This is a genomic window from Arthrobacter sp. B0316-1-20, assembly GCF_059091865.1.
In genome coordinates this window covers 23,840-41,867 of record NZ_JBNHHC010000005.1, presented here as the reverse complement: position 1 = coordinate 41,867, position 18,028 = coordinate 23,840, and the positions used below count along the sequence as shown (strand labels likewise).

At 67.0% G+C, this 18,028-nt stretch carries 16 protein-coding genes; 10 read left to right on the top strand and 6 right to left on the bottom strand.

Annotation, left to right across the window (positions count from 1 at the left end; translation table 11 throughout):
- Positions 1-9: 9 nt before the first annotated feature.
- The 5 genes from AC5RW2_RS09670 (at position 10) to AC5RW2_RS09650 (ending at position 6,340) form a co-directional block, all read left to right on the top strand.
- Entirely contained in the window at positions 10-1,125 is a 1,116-nt protein-coding gene (locus AC5RW2_RS09670; RefSeq protein WP_493962565.1) for an NAD(P)-dependent alcohol dehydrogenase, read from the top strand.
- 67 nt (positions 1,126-1,192) lie between these two features.
- A complete protein-coding gene (locus AC5RW2_RS09665) occupies positions 1,193-2,650 on the top strand; it encodes a benzaldehyde dehydrogenase (protein ID WP_493962566.1) in 1,458 nt (485 codons plus the stop codon).
- Between the two features lie 223 nt (positions 2,651-2,873).
- Entirely contained in the window at positions 2,874-4,100 is a 1,227-nt protein-coding gene (locus tag AC5RW2_RS09660) for an amidohydrolase (protein ID WP_493962567.1), read from the top strand.
- 27 nt (positions 4,101-4,127) lie between these two features.
- Complete coding sequence (locus tag AC5RW2_RS09655) at positions 4,128-5,657, top strand: MFS transporter (protein ID WP_493962568.1); 1,530 nt, start codon at positions 4,128-4,130, stop codon at positions 5,655-5,657.
- An 83-nt stretch (positions 5,658-5,740) separates the two neighbouring features.
- Positions 5,741-6,340, top strand: a complete 600-nt coding sequence (locus AC5RW2_RS09650) for a protoglobin domain-containing protein (RefSeq protein WP_493945140.1) — start codon at positions 5,741-5,743, stop codon at positions 6,338-6,340.
- A gap of 56 nt (positions 6,341-6,396) precedes the next feature.
- Here AC5RW2_RS09650 and AC5RW2_RS09645 read toward each other — a convergent pair whose 3' ends face one another.
- From AC5RW2_RS09645 to AC5RW2_RS09625, 5 genes are all read right to left on the bottom strand, one after another.
- Positions 6,397-6,867 (bottom strand): hypothetical protein, encoded by a 471-nt coding sequence (locus AC5RW2_RS09645; RefSeq protein WP_493962569.1) that lies wholly within the window; start codon positions 6,865-6,867, stop codon positions 6,397-6,399.
- 33 nt (positions 6,868-6,900) lie between these two features.
- Complete coding sequence (locus tag AC5RW2_RS09640) at positions 6,901-8,145, bottom strand: cytochrome P450 (RefSeq protein WP_493962570.1); 1,245 nt, start codon at positions 8,143-8,145, stop codon at positions 6,901-6,903.
- Positions 8,142-9,866: an FAD-dependent oxidoreductase gene (locus AC5RW2_RS09635; protein ID WP_493962571.1), complete on the bottom strand. Its 1,725-nt coding sequence runs from the start codon at positions 9,864-9,866 to the stop codon at positions 8,142-8,144. The genes AC5RW2_RS09640 and AC5RW2_RS09635 overlap by 4 nt, the downstream gene beginning before the upstream one ends.
- 234 nt (positions 9,867-10,100) lie before the next feature.
- Positions 10,101-11,405 carry an MFS transporter gene (locus AC5RW2_RS09630; RefSeq protein WP_493962572.1) on the bottom strand — a complete coding sequence of 435 codons (1,305 nt, stop codon included), beginning with the start codon at positions 11,403-11,405 and terminating at the stop codon, positions 10,101-10,103.
- Between the two features lie 29 nt (positions 11,406-11,434).
- A complete protein-coding gene (locus AC5RW2_RS09625; protein WP_493951341.1) occupies positions 11,435-12,049 on the bottom strand; it encodes a flavodoxin family protein in 615 nt (204 codons plus the stop codon).
- A 152-nt stretch (positions 12,050-12,201) separates the two neighbouring features.
- Here AC5RW2_RS09625 and AC5RW2_RS09620 point away from each other — a divergent pair, with 152 nt between their 5' ends.
- From AC5RW2_RS09620 to AC5RW2_RS09600, 5 genes are all read left to right on the top strand, one after another.
- A complete protein-coding gene (locus AC5RW2_RS09620; RefSeq protein ID WP_494073902.1) occupies positions 12,202-13,068 on the top strand; it encodes a GNAT family N-acetyltransferase in 867 nt (288 codons plus the stop codon).
- A gap of 221 nt (positions 13,069-13,289) precedes the next feature.
- The gene (gene hpaH / locus AC5RW2_RS09615; RefSeq protein WP_493951343.1) at positions 13,290-14,075 is read left to right on the top strand and encodes a 2-oxo-hept-4-ene-1,7-dioate hydratase; all 786 of its coding nucleotides are present in this window, start codon (positions 13,290-13,292) and stop codon (positions 14,073-14,075) included.
- Positions 14,060-14,878 carry an HpcH/HpaI aldolase family protein gene (locus tag AC5RW2_RS09610; protein ID WP_493962574.1) on the top strand — a complete coding sequence of 273 codons (819 nt, stop codon included), beginning with the start codon at positions 14,060-14,062 and terminating at the stop codon, positions 14,876-14,878. The genes hpaH and AC5RW2_RS09610 overlap by 16 nt, the downstream gene beginning before the upstream one ends.
- A 127-nt stretch (positions 14,879-15,005) precedes the next feature.
- Entirely contained in the window at positions 15,006-16,073 is a 1,068-nt protein-coding gene (locus tag AC5RW2_RS09605) for a zinc-dependent alcohol dehydrogenase (protein WP_493962575.1), read from the top strand.
- 49 nt (positions 16,074-16,122) lie between these two features.
- Complete coding sequence (locus AC5RW2_RS09600; protein ID WP_493962576.1) at positions 16,123-16,875, top strand: ArsR/SmtB family transcription factor; 753 nt, start codon at positions 16,123-16,125, stop codon at positions 16,873-16,875.
- Between the two features lie 123 nt (positions 16,876-16,998).
- Here AC5RW2_RS09600 and gap read toward each other — a convergent pair whose 3' ends face one another.
- A complete protein-coding gene (gene gap, locus AC5RW2_RS09595; protein ID WP_493962577.1) occupies positions 16,999-18,018 on the bottom strand; it encodes a type I glyceraldehyde-3-phosphate dehydrogenase in 1,020 nt (339 codons plus the stop codon).
- Positions 18,019-18,028 lie beyond the last annotated feature (10 nt).

Sequence of the window (18,028 nt, the reverse complement as noted above, 5' to 3'; positions counted from 1 at the left end):
GAGCAGGACATGAAGATCAATGCGCTGGTAGTCGAGGAGAAGAACGCCCCGTTCGTACCCGAGCAGCTGGAGCTGGACCCGCCCGGGCCGGGCGAAGTGCTGGTGAAGGTGGCCGCCGTCGGGCTGTGCCACACGGACCTGATCACGCAGGCCGGCGACATGCCGCTGCCGCTGCCGGGCGTGCTGGGCCATGAAGGCTCCGGCGTGGTGGAAGCAGTGGGACCGGGCGTCACCAATGTGGCCGTCGGCGACCACGTGATCATGGGCTGGCCCTACTGCGGCGAGTGCAAGAACTGCCTGCGCGGCGAGCACCGCTACTGCCTGCGGCTGGGCGAGGCGCTGGTCAGCGGCTCCCGGTTCAAGGGGCCGGACGCCGGGACATCCGCGTATACCCGGGCTGACGGCAGCACGATTTCCGGCCACTTCTTCGGTCAGTCCTCCTTCGCGGACTACTCGCTGGCTCTGGCGACCTCGCTGGTGAAGGTGGACCAGGACATCCCGCTGGAACTGGTGGGACCGCTGGCCTGCGGCATCACCACCGGCGCCGGCGCGGTCTTCAACACCGCCAAGCCGGAGCCCGGACAGTCGCTGGTGGTCTACGGCGCCGGCGCTGTGGGCCTGGCCGCCGTCATGGCCGCGAAAAACACGCCGGCCGCCACCATCATCGCCATCGACCTGCACGATTCGCGGCTGGAGCTAGCGCGCGAACTGGGTGCCACGCACACCATCAACTCCGGCAAGACCAACGCGCTGGAGGAGATCCAGCGGATCTGCGGCGGCCCGGCGGACTACGTGCTGGAATGCACCGGCAACATCAAGGTGCTGGAGGAGGCCGCGGACGCCGTCGGCATGCTGGGCACGCTGATCCTGATCGGCGGGGCGCCCGCGGAGGCACGCTTCTCGGTGGACCACCTGCGCACCCTTTGGGGCAAGCGGATCATCGGAACCCTCGGCGGTTCCAGCACCTCGGCACAGCTGATCCCCGGCCTGATCGCGCTCTACAAGGCCGGCCGGTTCCCGTTCGACAAACTCGTGAAGTACTACGACTTCGACCAGATCGATACGGCCGTCGCCGACTCCACGTCCGGCGGCACCATCAAGGCCGTGCTGAAGATCGCCGGCTAAGAACCCAGACCCCGGATCGCCCCGCGGCGGCCGGAACGTAACTACCCCATCACTGAAAGGACGGGCTATGTCCCTGCTTGATGCCTCCCTGTGGGAGGGCAAGATCTACCTCAACGGCTGGCGCGACGGCGGTGCCGGCACCGCTTCTTCCGTGGAACCGGCCACCGGCGACACACTGGGATCCTACGGCCTGGCCTCGGTCGAGGACGTCCGCGAGGCGGCCTCGGTGGCCGCCGCGGCGCAGAAGGAATGGGCCGCCCGCAAACCCGAGGAACGCGCCGCCGTGCTGCGCCGTGCCGGGGCGCTCTGGGAAGAACACGCCGAGGAGATCCAGGCCTGGATCGTCCGCGAATCCGGCGGCATCGGCCCCAAGGCCGGGCTGGAAACCCATATCGCCGCCAACGAATGCTTTGAGGCCGCAGCGCTGCCCTCGCTGCCGGCCGGCGACGTGCTCACCTCCAACGAGGACCGCTGGTCCTTCGCCCGCCGCCGCCCGGTCGGCGTCGTGTCCGTGATCGCGCCGTTCAACTTCCCGCTGATCCTCTCCATCCGCGCCGTCGCCCCGGCGCTGGCGCTGGGCAACGCTGTGCTGCTCAAGCCCGACCCCCGCACCGCCGTCTGCGGCGGCGTGAGCCTGGTGCGCATCTTCGAAGAAGCCGGCCTGCCCGCCGGCCTGCTGTCCCTGCTGCCCGGCGGCGCGGACATCGGCGCGGCCGTGGTCGAGGCCCCCGAGGTCCGGGTCATCTCCTTCACCGGTTCCACCGCCGCCGGCCGGAAGATCGGCGAGTCCGCCGCCCGCAACCTCAAGCGCGCGCACCTGGAACTGGGCGGCAACAACGCCATGATCGTGCTGCCCGGCGCCGATCTGGCCAAGGCCGCGTCCGCCGCCGCGTTTGGCTCGTTCATGCACCAGGGCCAGATCTGCATGACCACCGGCCGGCACATCGTCCACGAAGACATCTACGAGGACTACGTCGCCGCGCTGGCCGAGAAGGCGAAGAACCTGCCGGTCGGTGACCCGAAGACCGGCACCGTCGCGCTCGGCCCGATCATCGACGAACACCAGCTCAAGCGCATCGACTCGATCGTGCAGGACGCGGTCGCCGCCGGCGCCCGGCTGGCCGCCGGCGGGACCAACGACGGCCCGTTCTACTCCCCCACCGTGCTCGCCGACCTGGACCCGGAGAACACCGCGTGGAAGGACGAGATCTTCGGCCCGGTCGCCCCGGTGATCAAGTTCTCCACCATCGACGAAGCCGTGGAACTGGCCAACGCCAACGAGTACGGGCTCTCGCTGTCCATCCTCGGCGACGTCGGACTGGCCATGCAGGTCGCCGACCGGGTGGACTCCGGCAAGGTCCACATCAACGAACAAACCGTCTCCGACGAAGCCAACTCCCCGTTCGGCGGCACCAAAAACTCCGGCAACGGCTCCCGGATCGGCGGCCACCAGGCCAATATGGAATCCTTCACCGAACTCCAATGGCTCACCGTCCGCCCGGAGATCGCCAACTACCCGTTCTAGCCCGACGGCCAGCGCTGTAGCGGCGGCTGACTGACCGTCCAATACTGGGCCTGGCCGTCTCAGGTCCGCCACGACGACGCCGGTGCTTGCGTGGGGTTTCGCACCCCATCCAGGCACCGGCGTCGTTGTGTGCAGGCAGGCACGGGTCTACGTTAAGGGGAAACCGCGCCTCCGAGAGCCGCGTGCCTGCGCTTCTCGTGCCGGCGGACAGGAAGAGCACACCATGACGATGTCGGATGACCTTTTCGCTTCCCTCAAGCAGGGGTTGGACTGGCAACGGGAGCTGTACAAGGACCTGCACCGGAACCCCGAGCTCAGCATGGAAGAACACCGTACAGCGGACCGGATCGAGCAGGAGTTGACCGGCTTCGGCTACGAGGTCCAGCGGATCGGCGGCACCGGCGTCGTCGGCGTCTTGGACAACGGGTCGGGCCGCACCGTGCTCTCGCGGGCGGACATCGACGCGCTCCCCGTTAAGGAGGCCACCGGACTGGACTACGCCTCCGAAAATGACGGCGTGATGCATGCCTGCGGGCACGACATGCACATTACGGCGCTGCTGGGCGCGGCGAAGCTGATGGCTGCCCACCGCGACGGCTGGGCCGGCACGCATGTGGCGCTCTTCCAACCTGGCGAGGAGACAGCCGCCGGCGCGAAGGCAATGGTCGACGACGGACTGGTCGACAAACTGCCCAAACCGGACGTGGCCTTCGGCCAGCATGTGATGACCACCGAGGCTGGCAAGGTCGGCACCACCGCGGGGCCCGTCCTTTCCGCCGGCGATTCGCTGAAGATCACCGTGCATGGGCGCGGCGCGCACGGTTCGATGCCACACAACTCAGTGGACCCGGTGGTGCTGGCCGCGTCGATCGTGCTGCGGCTGCAGGCCATCGTTTCGCGCGAGACCGAGCCGGGCGAGTTTGCGGTGGTAACGGTCGGCGCTTCCAACGCCGGCACCAAGTCCAACATCATCTCGGACCATGCGGTGCTGCTGCTGAACCTGCGCACGTACGATATGGGTCTGAGGAAACGGATTATGACCTCGATCGAGCGCATTGTCCGCGGTGAGTGTGCGGCTTCCGGCTCGCCCAACGATCCTGACTTCGACTACTACGACCAGTACCCGCTAACCGATAATGACGCCGAAACCACTCAGCGCGTCACCGCCGCGTTCACCAAGCACTTTGGCAGCGACGAGGTCTTCCACACCGACCCGAACACCGCGTCCGAGGACTTCAGCCGGCTGCCGGACGCGTTTGGTATCCCCTACACGTACTGGACCGTCGGTTCCGTTCCGGCCGACAAGTACCGCGCTGCGGTGGAAAAGGGGACGTTCTCCCAGGACATCCCCGCCAACCACTCGCCGTTCTTCGCCCCCGCCATCGATCCGACGCTCTCGGTCGCCACCCAGGCTCAGGTCGTGGCCGCGCTGGCGTACTTGGCCCAGTAGTACTTGGCACAGTAAGGGATTGTTCCCATGACCTCATCAACGTCGGTCCCCGTCCGGACCGACTGGAAACCGACCGACAAGTGGCTGCTGGGCATCGTCCTGGCCGTCATCAATTTCTGGCTCTTCGCCCAGACGCTGCTCAACGTCATCCCCGGCATCAAGGACCAGCTCGGCGTCGAACAGACGCTGGCGAACCTAGCTGTATCGATCACGTCATTGTTTTCCGGCATCTTCATCGTGGTCGCCGGCGGACTGGCCGACCGGATCGGCCGCGCCAGAATCATGTACATCGGTATCTACCTCAGCATCCTGGGTTCGCTGCTGATCGCCCTGACGCCGGAAAATCTGGGCGCGCTGACGTCCTTCATGCTGCTGGGCGGACGCGCCATCCAGGGTCTGTCCGCAGCGTGCATCATGCCCTCGACGATGGCGCTGATCAAGAGCTACTACGAGGGCAAGGACCGGCAGCGCGCACTGTCGTATTGGTCCATCGGCTCCTGGGGCGGATCCGGTTTCTGCGCGCTGTTCGGCGGGCTGATGGCCTCCTCCTTCCTGGGCTGGCGGTCCATCTTCTGGATCTCGATCGTGCTGTCCGTGCTGGCGCTGTTCCTGCTCCGCGGCACGCCGGAGTCGCAGGCCGCGGCAGATCCCGACGCCGGCCATCACCACTTCGACTGGGGCGGATTGGCGTGTTTCATCGTCATGCTGGTGGCCATCAACGTCTATATTTCGCAAGGGCCGGTTATCGGCTGGTTCAGCGGGCCCGGCCTGGCCCTGGTGGCTGCCTTCGTGGTGTTCGGTCTACTCTTCCTACAAATCGAGACGCACCGCAGCTACTCGTTCGTGGACCTGAAGCTCTTCAGCAACGGCACGTTCACCGGCGCGACGCTGTCCAACTTCCTGCTCAACGGCGCCGCGGGCACCCTGATCGTGGCGCTGGGACTGGTACAGGTCGCCGCCGGCATGAATTCGCTGCAGTCGGGACTGCTGACGCTCGGTTATCTGATCGCCATCCTGGCCACCATCCGCGTCGGCGAGAAACTGCTGCAGCGCTTCGGTCCGAGGAAGCCGATGCTGTGGGGCAGCATGATCACCGGTGTGGGCATCCTGCTGTGCTCCACCACCTTCCTGCGGATCGGTGAGTACATTGTGCTCACCGTCATTGGGTTCACGCTCTTCGGCGTGGGCCTGGGCTTCTACGCGACCCCCTCCACCGATGCGGCCCTGTCCAACGTCCCGGATGCCCAGGTCGGCGCGGCCTCCGGCATCTACAAGATGGCGTCCTCGCTGGGCAACGCCATCGGCGTCGCCATTTCCGCTGCCCTGTACGTAGCGGCCCAAGCGGTCGACCCAAGCATCATCCAGTCCTGGGGGCTGTTCATCGGCCGACAGGACAACGTGGCGCTGCGCTTCGGCGGAGCCGTCGGGCTGCTGTTCAATGTGTTCATGGTCGTGATCGCTATCGCCTCGATCATCGTCACCGTGCCGACCGAGCGCAGCAAGAAGGAGCGAGAAGCCCGGCCGGACGAAGTCGCACCGCCTGCTTTCGGCAATTGACTCGTTGACCCTACCGGCGCCGCGGAGTATTAATGGCCGTTCAGGGCGCCATTCACCACAATCCTTTCAGTGGAGGCACTGTCATGTCGGTCCATGCATCCAGCGGTTCAAGCATTCCGGGTTACGAGTACGGCGCGGTGTCCACCTCACCGGTCACGCTGGCCGAGCTCGAAGACCTCAAAGCGAGCGTCATGTTGGGCGAAGACGACGCTGCGATGCTGCGCCGTGCCGGTGAGATCCTCGACGGCCAGGTGGAGGACGTCCTCGACGTCTGGTATCGCTTCATCGCCGGGCAGCCCCACCTCGTGGCCCACTTTTCCCGGCCGGACGGCCCGCCGATCGAGGACTATCTGACGGCTGTCCGCCAGCGGTTCGGCCAGTGGATCCGGGACACCTGCACCAAGCCCTACGACCAGGAATGGCTGGACTACCAGAACGAGATTGCCCTGCGGCACACCCCCGAGCATAAGAACGCCACCGACCATGTCGGGTCCACCCAGGTTGTCCCGCTGCGCTATCTCATCGCGCTGATCGGGCCGGTGGTCACCACGATGCGGCCCTTCCTGTCCCGTGGCAGCGATTCCGCGCAGGACGTGGATGCGATGATGCAGGCCTGGCTGAAAGCCGTGGTCCTGCAGATTGCGTTGTGGTCCCGGCCCTACACGCTCCAGGGCGAGTGGTAACCGGCGTTTGGTGAACTGCGGGTGCTGACGCCGGGCAACCGACGCCGGCAGGCGGTTCAGCGCCGGCGCCGCTCCGGTTCAAGGGCGGGCGTCGGCACCCAGCGGCGTGCCGCGGCGATGAGCATCAAGACCAGCAGGATGATCAGCACGCCGTCTGCCGCGATGTACAGGTAGTGGAGGGCGGAGCCGCCGTCGTCAGCGCCGGCCAGCACTAGGTCCGTCTGCCGGTTGAGGAGCGGCCGGATCACCATCACCTTGGCCACGAGCACGACGACGGCGCCCCCGACCAGCGCCCAGAACCGCCGGTCCACGCGCTGCCCCACCAGGGACAGCAGCAGCAGCCCGGCCAGGACCAATTCCACAACGTTCATCGCGGTGAAAACCAGCCGGCCAATGCCCAGGCCGAGCGGAATGGTGATGCCGGGAGCCTGGAACTTCAGGGGTGCCTCGATCAGCGAGATTCCCATGATCAAGCCCAGCCAGATGGCAGTCAGCACCAGCCGTGCCGCAATCCGCAGGCGATCCATGATGGGCCTCCTTTGTCCGGACCCATCCTACGTTCAGATCGTCTTCTCCCCAGTGATGCCGTCGATCTCTATCGGGAGGTGCGACGGTCCCCGCAGGAACGGGCTGGGCCGGTAAGCCGGCGGGTCCTCCAGCAGTCTCGGGTTCTGGATTCTGCTGGCGAATTCTGTGAGGGCAATCTGGGCTTCCAACCGGGCCAGCGGAGCTCCGAAGCAGAGGTGAATGCCGCCGCCGAAGCCCAGGTGGCCGTTGTTGGGCCGGTCCGGGGTGAAGCGGTCGGGGTCGGTGACGTGGGCGGGGTCGCGGTTGGCTGCGGCCAGGAGCAGCGTGAAGGAGGCACCTGCAGGGATGGTGGTGCCGGCGATGTCGATATCGTCGAGCGCGGTGCGGAACGGGACAAAATGCACGGGCGGTTCGTAGCGCAGCAGCTCCTCCACCATCGGGATGGCCAGGTCCGGGTCGTCGCGCAGTCTCTGGAGCTCGTGCGGGTGGCGGAGCAGGGTCAGTGCTCCGTTGGCGATGAGGTTCACGGTGGTTTCGTGTCCGGCTATGAGCAGCAGCAGGCCGGTGCCCACCAGCTGCTCCGCCGGCAAACGGCCTTCCGGGCTGTCGTCGGTGGCCATCGCCGAGAGCATGTCGTCGCCCGGTGACTTCCGGTGGGACTCGACCAGCTCTTCCATGAAAGCGCGAAGCTCCGCACCGGCTTCCGCTCGCTTTTTCTGCTGGGTTTCGGGATCGAGCCCGGGATCGGTGGATTGCAGGGCGACGTCCACCCAGACCCGGAAGCGCTGCCTATCGCTCGCAGGCACGCCGAGCAGCTCGCAAATCACCGTGACCGGCAGCGGATAGGCCAGCTCATCGACGACGTCGATCCTGTTGCGGCCCGCCATCTTGTCGATCAGGTCGGTGACAATTTCCCTCATCCGGGGCTCCAACCCGGCGATCCGGCCGGGCGTCGTGGGCGGTCCAAAATGGCGCATGGTCATCCGGCGAAACCTGTCGTGATCGGGCGGATCCATCATCAGGAACGTTGGCGTCATGCCGGCGCCGTCACCCTCCTCCCCGGAGATGCCCGCGGCGGCTGCGGCGGCATTGCGGCTGATATCGGAGCTGGACCGCGGGTCGTGCAGCAGCGAGGCGATCTCTGCGTAGGTGCTGACCAGGTAGGTGCCGTCCGGAAGCCGTGTCACCGGTATCTTGCGGAGTTCAGCGTAAAACGGGTAGGGGTTGGCCCGGTTGGAATAGTCGAGGACCTGCTCCCACGAGCTGGCTTGGTTCATGGTGAATGCTCCTTGGATCGTGGCGCGGTTTCTGCCGGTCTCCGGGACGGCGTGTCACCGGCGGCGCGGTCGGTCAATTTGGCGCGGCGTTCGTTGGGGTCGTGGCCGGTCACCACGACGGTTGCGTCCTGGGTGGGGCTGACCGTCGGCCTGAAGCCGGCCGGCACCGGGTGTCCATCGGCCGACTCGTCCACGTGGTGGAACGAGGGAGGGAAGGGTGCAGCCTGTTCAATCAACGGTTCGTAGAATTCGAGCCACTTGTTCTGGTTGAAGGCGACGGCCGCCACGATGCGGCCCTTGTAGCCGTAGACCGCAAGGAAGCGCCGCTGCGCCACCGATCCTTGGACGATGGCCACTTCATCAGCCGCCGAGGGAACCCCGACGCTCTTGATTTCGGTGCCGAACTGGACCGACCAGAATTGCGGTACCGCCAGATGCGGCCAGCGGTCGGTCTCGCTGCTGACCATATTGTGCGCCGCGACCTCGGCCTGGGAGATGGCGTTGCCCCAGTGCTCAACGGCCAGGAATTGGTAGCCGTACATCGGCTGCGGGGCCCGCGCTATGTCCCCGGCGACGAAGACGTCATCGGTGACCAGCCCGTTCGCATCGAAGGCGCGGCAGCCGGCGTCGCAGGCCACGCCCCACACGCCGCACGCCAACCCGGAGTCTGCGAGCCATTCGACATTTCGCACCGAGCCCAGTGCGGCGACCGCCACGTCGGCCTCTACTGTTGTCCCGTCGGACAGGACGGCCCGGCGCAGCTGTCCTGCGGCATCACCTTCCAGCGAAGTGACCCGGACGTCGCAGCGCAGATCCACGCCCTTCTCGATCTGCAGCTCCCCGGCTATGGCGCCGATCGTGCCACCGAGGGCGGCGACGAGCGGTGCTGGTCCGGCCTCTGCCACGGTGACCGGCAGACCGAGTTCGCGGCACACGGATGCCACCTCGCAGCCGATGAATCCGGCGCCGATGACCAGCACCCGGCGTGGGCGGGCGGCCAGGAGTTGCCGGAGCCTCGAAGCGTCCTCCCGGGTGCGCAGGGTCAACACACCGTCCAGTGCCGCCTCCGCTGGGTTGGGCCAGGGGCGGGAACGCAGGCCGGTGGCGATCAACAACTTGTCGAATTCGATCCGGCTGCCGTCTGCGAGCTCAACTTGCTTCGCCGGCAGGTCCAGACCGGTCGCCGCGACGCCCAGCCGCCAGCTGGCGCCAATGTCCCGGCGTTGCGGCAACGAGGTATCTGCCGAGCGCATCGTCCCGGCCAGGAGCTGTTTCGACAGCGGCGGCCGGTCGTAAGGCTCGTGCGGTTCTGCGCCGACCAGGGTCAGCGAACCGGTGAACCCTTCCTCGCGCAGCCGCTCTGCCGCATGCAGCCCAGTCAGGGATGCTCCAACGATGAGGATCCGGCCTGTTTTCTTGAACGTGTTGCCGGCGTCCCCGGTGCTGCCAGCCGTCCCGGGCCGCGTTTCCAGATGGTGCGATCCGTCCGACCGGTCCGTCTGTTCGAGTGTGATGGCCTGAACCGGACAGGCAGCGGCGGCGCGCCGGATCCGGGTGCGTTCCGCCTCGTTAGGGTCGGGGTCGTACGTGAGCGCCTCATCCCCTTGGATACGGAAGACCTCCGGGGCGAGAAAGGCGCATTGGGCGTAGCCCTGGCATTTGGTGAGATCGACGGCAATCCGCATGCCGAACTTCTTCCTGTTGCCGGCTGCGGCCGCCATCCGCCGATCAACCGGTGTCTCTGAGGAGTGAGCCGCGGCGGCCCCTTATCCCGGCAGGTCTTCAAACCCCTGAGGCGGGCCCGGGCAGGGGCCTCAATGTGATCCATGATCCGGTTGAATCGAGTCTAGGCCCCGCGGACCGGCGGCGGAAGTGGATTCCGGTGCGTTATCGGCCCATGGCTTGTCACCCTGGGGGACAGGAGGTGGGCCAATTGCCGGGCTTCAGAAGCCGGATCAGCGGGGCAGCCGGCCTGCCACCGGCGGTGGCGTCTGCGTAGCGTCCACCGGGTCGAGCGGGGTCCTGCGTCTGCGGCCGTCCCCCGGCGGGTCCTCAATGCGGCGCGGACCGTTGATCATGACCGCGCCTACCAGCATCACCACAATGCAGGCGCCCAGCATGGCAAAGGATGCAGTCCACGAGCCGGTAGATTCGTGCACCACCCCGAACAAGAGCGGAGCCACGCTGGCACCGGCGTAACCGAGGCCTTGACTGAAGCCGGACAGCACGGCCGAGCCGTGGACGGTGCGCGAGCGCAGATTGACCATCAGCAGTGCCACGGCGAAGGTGCCCTGTCCCAGCCCGGAGAGCGTCACCCACCACCAGGTGCCGTTGTCCGGCGACAGCAGCAGTCCCGCATGCCCGCCCATCCAGCAAACGGTGAAGACCAGGATGGCGGCGATCGGATGCTTCAGCCGGGGCACAATCAGCGGCACCAGCAGGCTGACAGGCAGCCCCAGGATGGCGAAGTAGGCCAAGGCCGAACCCGCCGTCGCGGCGTCGATGCCGTGCTCGGTGAGATACGGCGGCAACCAGGTGAAGTACACGTAGGTCTGTGCGGAATTGCCGGCCAGGAAAATGGCCAGGCCCCAGGCCACCGGCGAGCGCCACGGGTTAAGCTTCTTTGGCGTAGGCGAGGAAGCAGCCGCAGCCGAGGCACCGTCGTCGTAGGTCCTGCCCTGCCGGCGGTCGCGCACCGCCTGCACCGCCCACGGAATGAGCACCACGGCGCTGACCGACGCCCAGAGCGCAAGCGAGACCCGCCAGCCAGCGGCATCCGCCAACGGGACCGAGAACTGCGGGCTCATGGCCGTGCCCACCGCCAGCAGCGTCACATAGCCTGCGGTGACCACCGCTATGCGGTCCGGGAAGTATTTCCGCACGAGGGGCGGCAGCACCACGTTGCCCATGCCGTACCCGGCCATCACCACCGCGCTCAGGGCCAGGAAGGGCCAGACCCCGTCGACGGCGGCGCGGCCCACTTGGCCAGCGACTGCCAGCAGCACGGCCGCGACCAGCACCTTTTCCAGCCCGAGCCAGCGGATCAGCGCCGGTGTGCACAAGCCGGCCACCGCGAAGACCAGCGGCGGCAGCATGGCCAGCGCGCCGATGGTGGTCGCATCGAAGCCCAGTTCCGGGCCCAGTTCGCCCAGCAGCGGGCCCACCGCGGAGACCGCAGGGCGCAGGCTTAGCGCCATGGTCAGGATGCCCAGCAGCGCCCCGATCCGTCCGGTCCAGGGCTTGCGGAGGAAGGAGTTCACCTGCCTACCCTAGCCGGGGGCGGGCCGCGTTACCCGACAGGATAGGGATCGCGGCGCAGCAGCCGGGCCAGATGAACGGCATTCCGGGCAGCCGCCGCGGTGGTCGTCGCGGTGACCTCGGGAGTCTCCGGCAGGTCCTGGAAATCGGTGCCATGCATCGCCTCGCCCACCCAGTACGTGGACCCCTGGGCAGGGATACTGAAGCCAACGTCGGCCAGTCCCTGGTACAGCTCGGCCGTGACATGGTGTGCTCCGTCCTCGTTTCCGACGACCGCCACCAGCGCGACCTTGTCGAACATGCTGGGCCGGCCGGCCTCGTCGGTTTCGGACAGCTCGGCGTCCAGCCGTTCGAGCACGCGCTGGGCCAGGCTAGCCGGATGGCCCAGCCAGATCGGCGTAGCCAGCACCAGGATGTCCGCCTGCAGCACCTTGGCGCGGATGGACGGCCAGGCATCGCCGTCGCCCATGTCCGTCTGGACGCCGGGCTTGACGTCATGGTCCACCACCCGCAGCAACTCACAGTCCACGTCCTGCCGGGACAGTTGCGTGATGACCTGCCGGGCCAGTAGCTCGCTGCTGGACGGCTTGGGCGACGGGGTCAGTGTGCAGACCAGGGCCAGTGCGTTGAGTTTTGTATCCTCCATGGCGCCATTCTGCAGGTTCGCCATGGGAATGGATAGGACGGGCGTGGCCAAGTCCCAGCGGACACTGAAGTGCTCGTCGCGGCCGGCACTCATTGCCTCGTATCCGGCGTGGTGACTCGCGCCGACCGATGGGCCGGTGTGTCATGGGTAACATGTCGATCACCCTGAATACTCCGGACCTCGGCAGCTTGCCCGCCGTGTTAGACGCGCTCCGGAGTTGGCAGCATGATGGGATGCCCGTGCAGTTACATCCGGGCGATCTGGGATGGGCCTGGCAAATCGGTGCGCCGGCCCTGGCCGCGAGACTCCGAACATGGGCCCTTGCTGGCCGGATCCTCGCCGTCGGGATGCTGGACGGCCCCACACTGTTGCGGATCGCGATTGCGCCACCGGCCGAGCACAACCCCGAGCTTGCGTCCCACATGCTGGCCGATATAGCCGATCCCCTGCGCCGAGTCCTGCCGGAGGGAACTGTCACTGTCGAAGCGCGCTTCGGTGCCGCCTTCCGATCGCTATTAGAGGGCCACGGGTGGAAAGCCGGCGAGCCCTGGACACCTTTGAGCCGCGACCTCAGCACGCCCGTGCAGGACTGCGGGATGCAGATTGAGAACGTCGGGCCCCGACTGGCATCTGTACGAGCCGAGGTGCAGCACGCATCCTTCGGCAGCTCGCGATTCACCGAGGAACGCTGGCACACCATGGCCGCCGGCCCGCCCTACGCCGAAGCCCGTTGCCTGCTCGCCTATGACGACGATGGCTGCGCGGTCGCGACCGCGACTGTATGGTCGGCCGGTGCGGGCCGGCCGGGATTGCTCGAGCCCGTGGGGGTGCACCGCGATCATCGCGGCCGCGGCTATGGAAGGGCGATCACCGTGGCGGCCGCCTCGGCTCTCGCGGAGATGGGGTCGTCCAGTGCCATCGTGTGCGCCGAAAGCGCGAATGCCGGTGCTGTCGCCACGTACGCATCAGCCGGTTTCCAACGCGTCCCGGACGTCCCAGACTTCCGTCGCGACGGCTAGACCCCCATGAATGCCTCCCACCACAGCCCCGGACACGGGCGCGCCACCTCCCGGGGAGGCACCGCCGTCGTTGTTCCCTCACGCCGTAACCAACTTACAAGGGGTGACAAGCGCCACCGTAAGATGGTGCTGGCGCCCTCCCCATGCGGCGCCGGGACCGCGCCGCCGCCCGCTGAAGGGCCAGTCGCGGCCCTGAGGAACAAGGAAGTGGTGCCACAAGCATGCTTGACCAGTCAACGATTGAGTCCATCGCCAACGAGCTGGTGGAGGCGGGACGGACCCGGACGCCGGTGCAACGGCTGACCGCCCGCTACCCGGAGATGACCATTGAGGACTCCTACAAGGTCCAGAACCTGTGGCGGGAGCGCAGCGAGGCCGCCGGGCGCACCCTGGCCGGCCGCAAAATCGGGCTGACCTCCAAGGCCATGCAGTACGCCACCGGCATCAGCGAACCGGACTACGGGATCATCTTCGATGACATGATCCTGGAGAACGGCTGCACGGTGAAGTGGGACCAGTACACCCACCCGCGCATCGAAGTGGAACTGGCCTTTGTACTCAACCGCGACGTCAAGGGCCCCAACGCCACCATCTTCGACGTCCTGAACGCCACCGAATACGTGGTTCCTGCGCTGGAGATCCTGGACTCGCGGATCGAGATGGAAGGCCGCACCATCGTGGACACCATCTCGGACAACGCCGCGATGGGCGCCATGGTGATCGGCGGCAACCCGGTCCGCCCGCAGGACGTGGACCTGCGCTGGATCTCCGCCATCCTGTACAAGAACCAAACCGTGGAGGAGACCGGCGTGGCTGCCGGCGTGCTCAACCACCCGGCTGCAGGCGTCTACTGGCTGGCCAACAAGATCGCCCCGCACGGCGACCATCTCAAGGCCGGCGAAACCATCCTCGCCGGATCCTTCACCCGCCCGATGTGGGTGCACGCAGGCGATACGGTGTTCGCGGACTACGGACAGCTGGGAACCATCACATGCCGTTTCGAGTAGAACCCGATCCGTCCTTCAAGGACGCGCTGGCTGCCGCCGACCGCCCGCTGGCCGGCATCTGGGTCTGCTCCGGCTCGCCGTTGATCGCGGAGCTGTGCGCCGGCGCCGGCTTCGACTGGATCTTCATCGACGCCGAGCACTCCCCCAACGGGCTGGAGTCCGTGCTGGCCCAGCTGCAGGCGGTGCGCGGCTACCCCGGCATCCCAGTGGTCCGTCCGCCGGTCAACGACACGGTGCTGATCAAGCAGTACCTGGACCTGGGCGCGCAGACGCTGATCATCCCGATGGTGCACACCGCCGAGCAGGCCCGGGCGGCCGTGGCAGCCACCCGCTACCCGCCGGCCGGCGTGCGCGGCGTTGGTTCCGCGCTGGCCCGTTCGGCCCGCTGGAACCGGATCCCGGACTATCTCACCCGCGCCGAGGAAACGCTGACGCTGATCGTGCAGATCGAGTCCGCAGAGGCCGTGGAGAATGCCGCGGAGATCGCCGCGGTGGACGGCGTGGACGGCGTGTTCATCGGCCCGTCGGATCTCGCCGCGTCGATGGGCGTGATTGGGCAGCAGGAGCACCCCGAAGTGGTTGCCGGCGTGGAGAAGGCGCTGAAGGCGGCCAAGGCGGCCGGCAAGTTCGTGGGGGTCAACGCCTTCGCCGAAGCCTCGGCCCGCCGCTACATGGAGTGGGGCGCCGACTTTGTGGGAGTCGGCGCCGACGTGGCGCTGCTGGCCCGCGGCTCCGAAGCGCTGGCCGCCAAGTACCTCCCCTCGGACGAGGACGGCGCCGCCGGCTCTCCAGCCAGCTACTGATCCTGCACACCACGACGGCGGCGCTTGGGTTGGGTTTCGCAGCCCACCGAAGCGCCGCCGTCGTCCTGCGCAGCCCCGGCGTTAAAATCGGAACAACGAATCTGGGCGTGGCGGAGGAGGTTGAACGGTGGCAGCTGCACGCGGCCGTACGCTGGGCCAGGCAGGCATGAACCCCGCCTTGGCGCGTATCTCGGCCGAGCCCGGCGGTGTCGGGCTGATCGACCATCCGCTCCGGGCACCCGGGGCGGACGAGGTGGAGCTCCGGGTGAGCCTCTGCGGGTTGTGCGGCTCGGACGTCATTGTCTACCGTGCCGACCCGGCGGCGGCCTCGGTTCCGCTCGGCACGGTGATCGGCCACGAGTCGGTCGGCTCGGTGGTCCGCGCAGGGCTGCTGGTTCCGGAATGGCTCGCGCCCGGGACCCGTGTAGTGCCGATTTCCACCGTTGGCTGCGGCCACTGCGAGGCGTGCCGGGCGGACCAGCCGCACCTCTGCGCCAAGCGCTCCGGTCTTGGCTTGACCCAGCATGGCCAAGCAGCCGAGCGGGCGCTGGTTCCGTGGCGCAACCTGGTGCCCGTGCCGGAATCGGTTCCGGATACCACCGCGGTTCTCGCCGAGCCCGCCTCCATCGCTTGGCGCGCGGTCTCCACGGTGGCCCGGATCCAGCCCGGGGAGCGGGTGGCGATTTCGACTACCCGCAGCATTGGCTTGCTCGCCGGTTTGATGGCACAGCGCGCCGGTGCCACGGTGACGATGATCGGCCGCGAGGGGCCGGGGCAGGCGGCTCGAGTTGAATTGGCCGAAAGCCTTGGTTTGGACAGCACCACCGGGCAGCTGCCCGACACCTACGATGTGTGGATCGAAGCGACCGGCGCGGGCTTGAATCTGGCGCAGGCCGTCCAGGACCTGCGGCCCCGCGGCCGCCTGGTCATGGTGGCGATGTATGCCACCGGAACCGCCCCGGCACCCGTGGTCCGGACCAGCAAGAATCTTTCCGTCCTGCACAGCTATATCTCCATCCGGTCGGATTTCGAGCAGGCCCTCGCTTTCCTCGCCACGCTGCCGGACTTGGGCGAGCGCCTCATCACGACCTATCCGATGGACCGGGCCCTGGAGGCTCTTCGCCTGACCGCGGACGGGAGCATCGACGCCGTCGGCCGGCCACTGATCAAAGCCGTGCTGCAGCCTAACCTTTGACTTTGAAAAGCCCTCGACATGTGACTAATTGGTCACCTATTATGGGCTGATGGATGCCGTGTTCAAAGCTTTGGCGGATCCCACCCGGCGCGAACTGCTGGATGAACTGTTCCGCGAGGACGGGCAGACTCTCACTGCACTCGAAGCGCACTTCAATATCTCGCGCTTCGGCGTCATGAAGCACCTGAAGCAATTGGAAGCGGCCAACTTGGTGGTCACCCGCCGCCGCGGCCGGGAAAAACTCCACTTCCTCAATCCGGTGCCCATCCGGCTCATCCACGACCGCTGGGTGAGCAAGTATGCACAGCCATGGGCCGCTGCGCTGAGCGACCTCAAATCCCGATTGGAAAACCCCATGGAAAAGATTTTTGAGATCTACATCCGCACCACCCCGGACAAGCTCTGGGAGGCCATCACGGACAGCGAGATCAGGAGCAAGTACAACTTCGGCAACCGGATCGAAACCGACTGGGCACCGGGCTCCAGCTACACTATGACCAACCCCCGGGCGGATGCCCCGCTGGGCGAAGGTGAAAACCTGGAAGTGGACCCGCCGCACCGACTGGTGCAGACCATGCGCGCGCTCTGGGGCGAGGACGTGATCGCCGAGGGCACATCGCGGGTGACCTGGGAGATCGAACAGGCGGAGGACTCCTGCCGGCTCACTGTCACGCATGACCAACTGCGCGACGGCGCCAACGAGCAGCTGTACGGCGGCTGGCCCATGATCCTCTCCGGGCTGAAGACCTGGCTGGAAACCGGCGAGCTGCTCACCACCCCGGGTTCGTTGATGTACACCTGAACCCAAAGCCCAATCGAAAAATCAGCAGGCGCCCTTTTCACGGCTGAAAAGGGCGCCTGCTGAACAGTCGGGCGGGGTGGGAGCCCGTTAGGAGCTTGGGGGCGGCCGCCGGGGTGCCGCGGACTAGGAGAGCTTGGCCGCCACCAGGGAAGTCAGGTCCACCAAGCGGTTGGAGTAGCCCCACTCGTTGTCGTACCAGCCGATGACCTTGACCTGGTTACCCATGACCTTGGTCAGGCCGGAGTCGAAAATGGCCGATGCCGGATCGGTGACGATGTCCGAGGAGACAATCGGGTCCTCGGTGTAGGTGAGGATGCCTGCCAGGCGCGGGTCCGCGGCGGCGGCCTTGAACGCGTCGTTGACTTCCTCCACCGTGACCTCGCGGCTCACGGTGACCGTCAGGTCGGTGGCGGAGCCGGTGGGCACCGGCACACGGATGGCAAACCCGTCCAGCTTGCCCTTCAGCTCCGGCAGCACCTGCCCGATCGCCTTGGCGGCGCCGGTGGACGTGGGGACCATGTTGATGGCTGCGGCGCGGGCCCGGCGCAGGTCCCGGTGCGGGCCGTCCTGCAGGTTCTGGTCCGCGGTGTAGGCGTGGATGGTGGTCATCAAGCCCTGCTCGATGCCGAAGTTCTCGTGCAGCACCTTGGCCAGCGGGGCCAGGCAGTTGGTGGTGCAGGAGGCGTTGGAGACGATGTGGTGCGCACCGTCGTCGTACTCGCCCTCATTGACGCCCATCACCACGCTGAGCACGTCGCCCTTGGCCGGGGCGGAAATCAGGACCTTGCGCGCGCCAGCCACCAAATGCTTTTCCGCATCTGCCGCCGAGGTGAAGCGGCCGCTGGATTCGATCACGATGTCCACGCCGAGTTCACGCCACGGCAGGTTGCCGGGATCGGGTTCGGCGAGGACCTTGACGACCTTGCCGTCCACCACCAGATCGCCGTCGGCAACCGCCACATCGGCAGCCAGCCGGCCGACGACCGAATCGTACTTAAGCAGGTGCGCCAGCGTTTCCGGCGAGCCGAGGTCGTTGATGGCCACGATTTCCAGGTCGGAGCCCAGTTTTCCCTGCGCCATGGCGGCCCGGAAGTAGTTCCGGCCGATTCGTCCGAAACCGTTGATACCAATCCGCACTGCCACGGGAACTCCT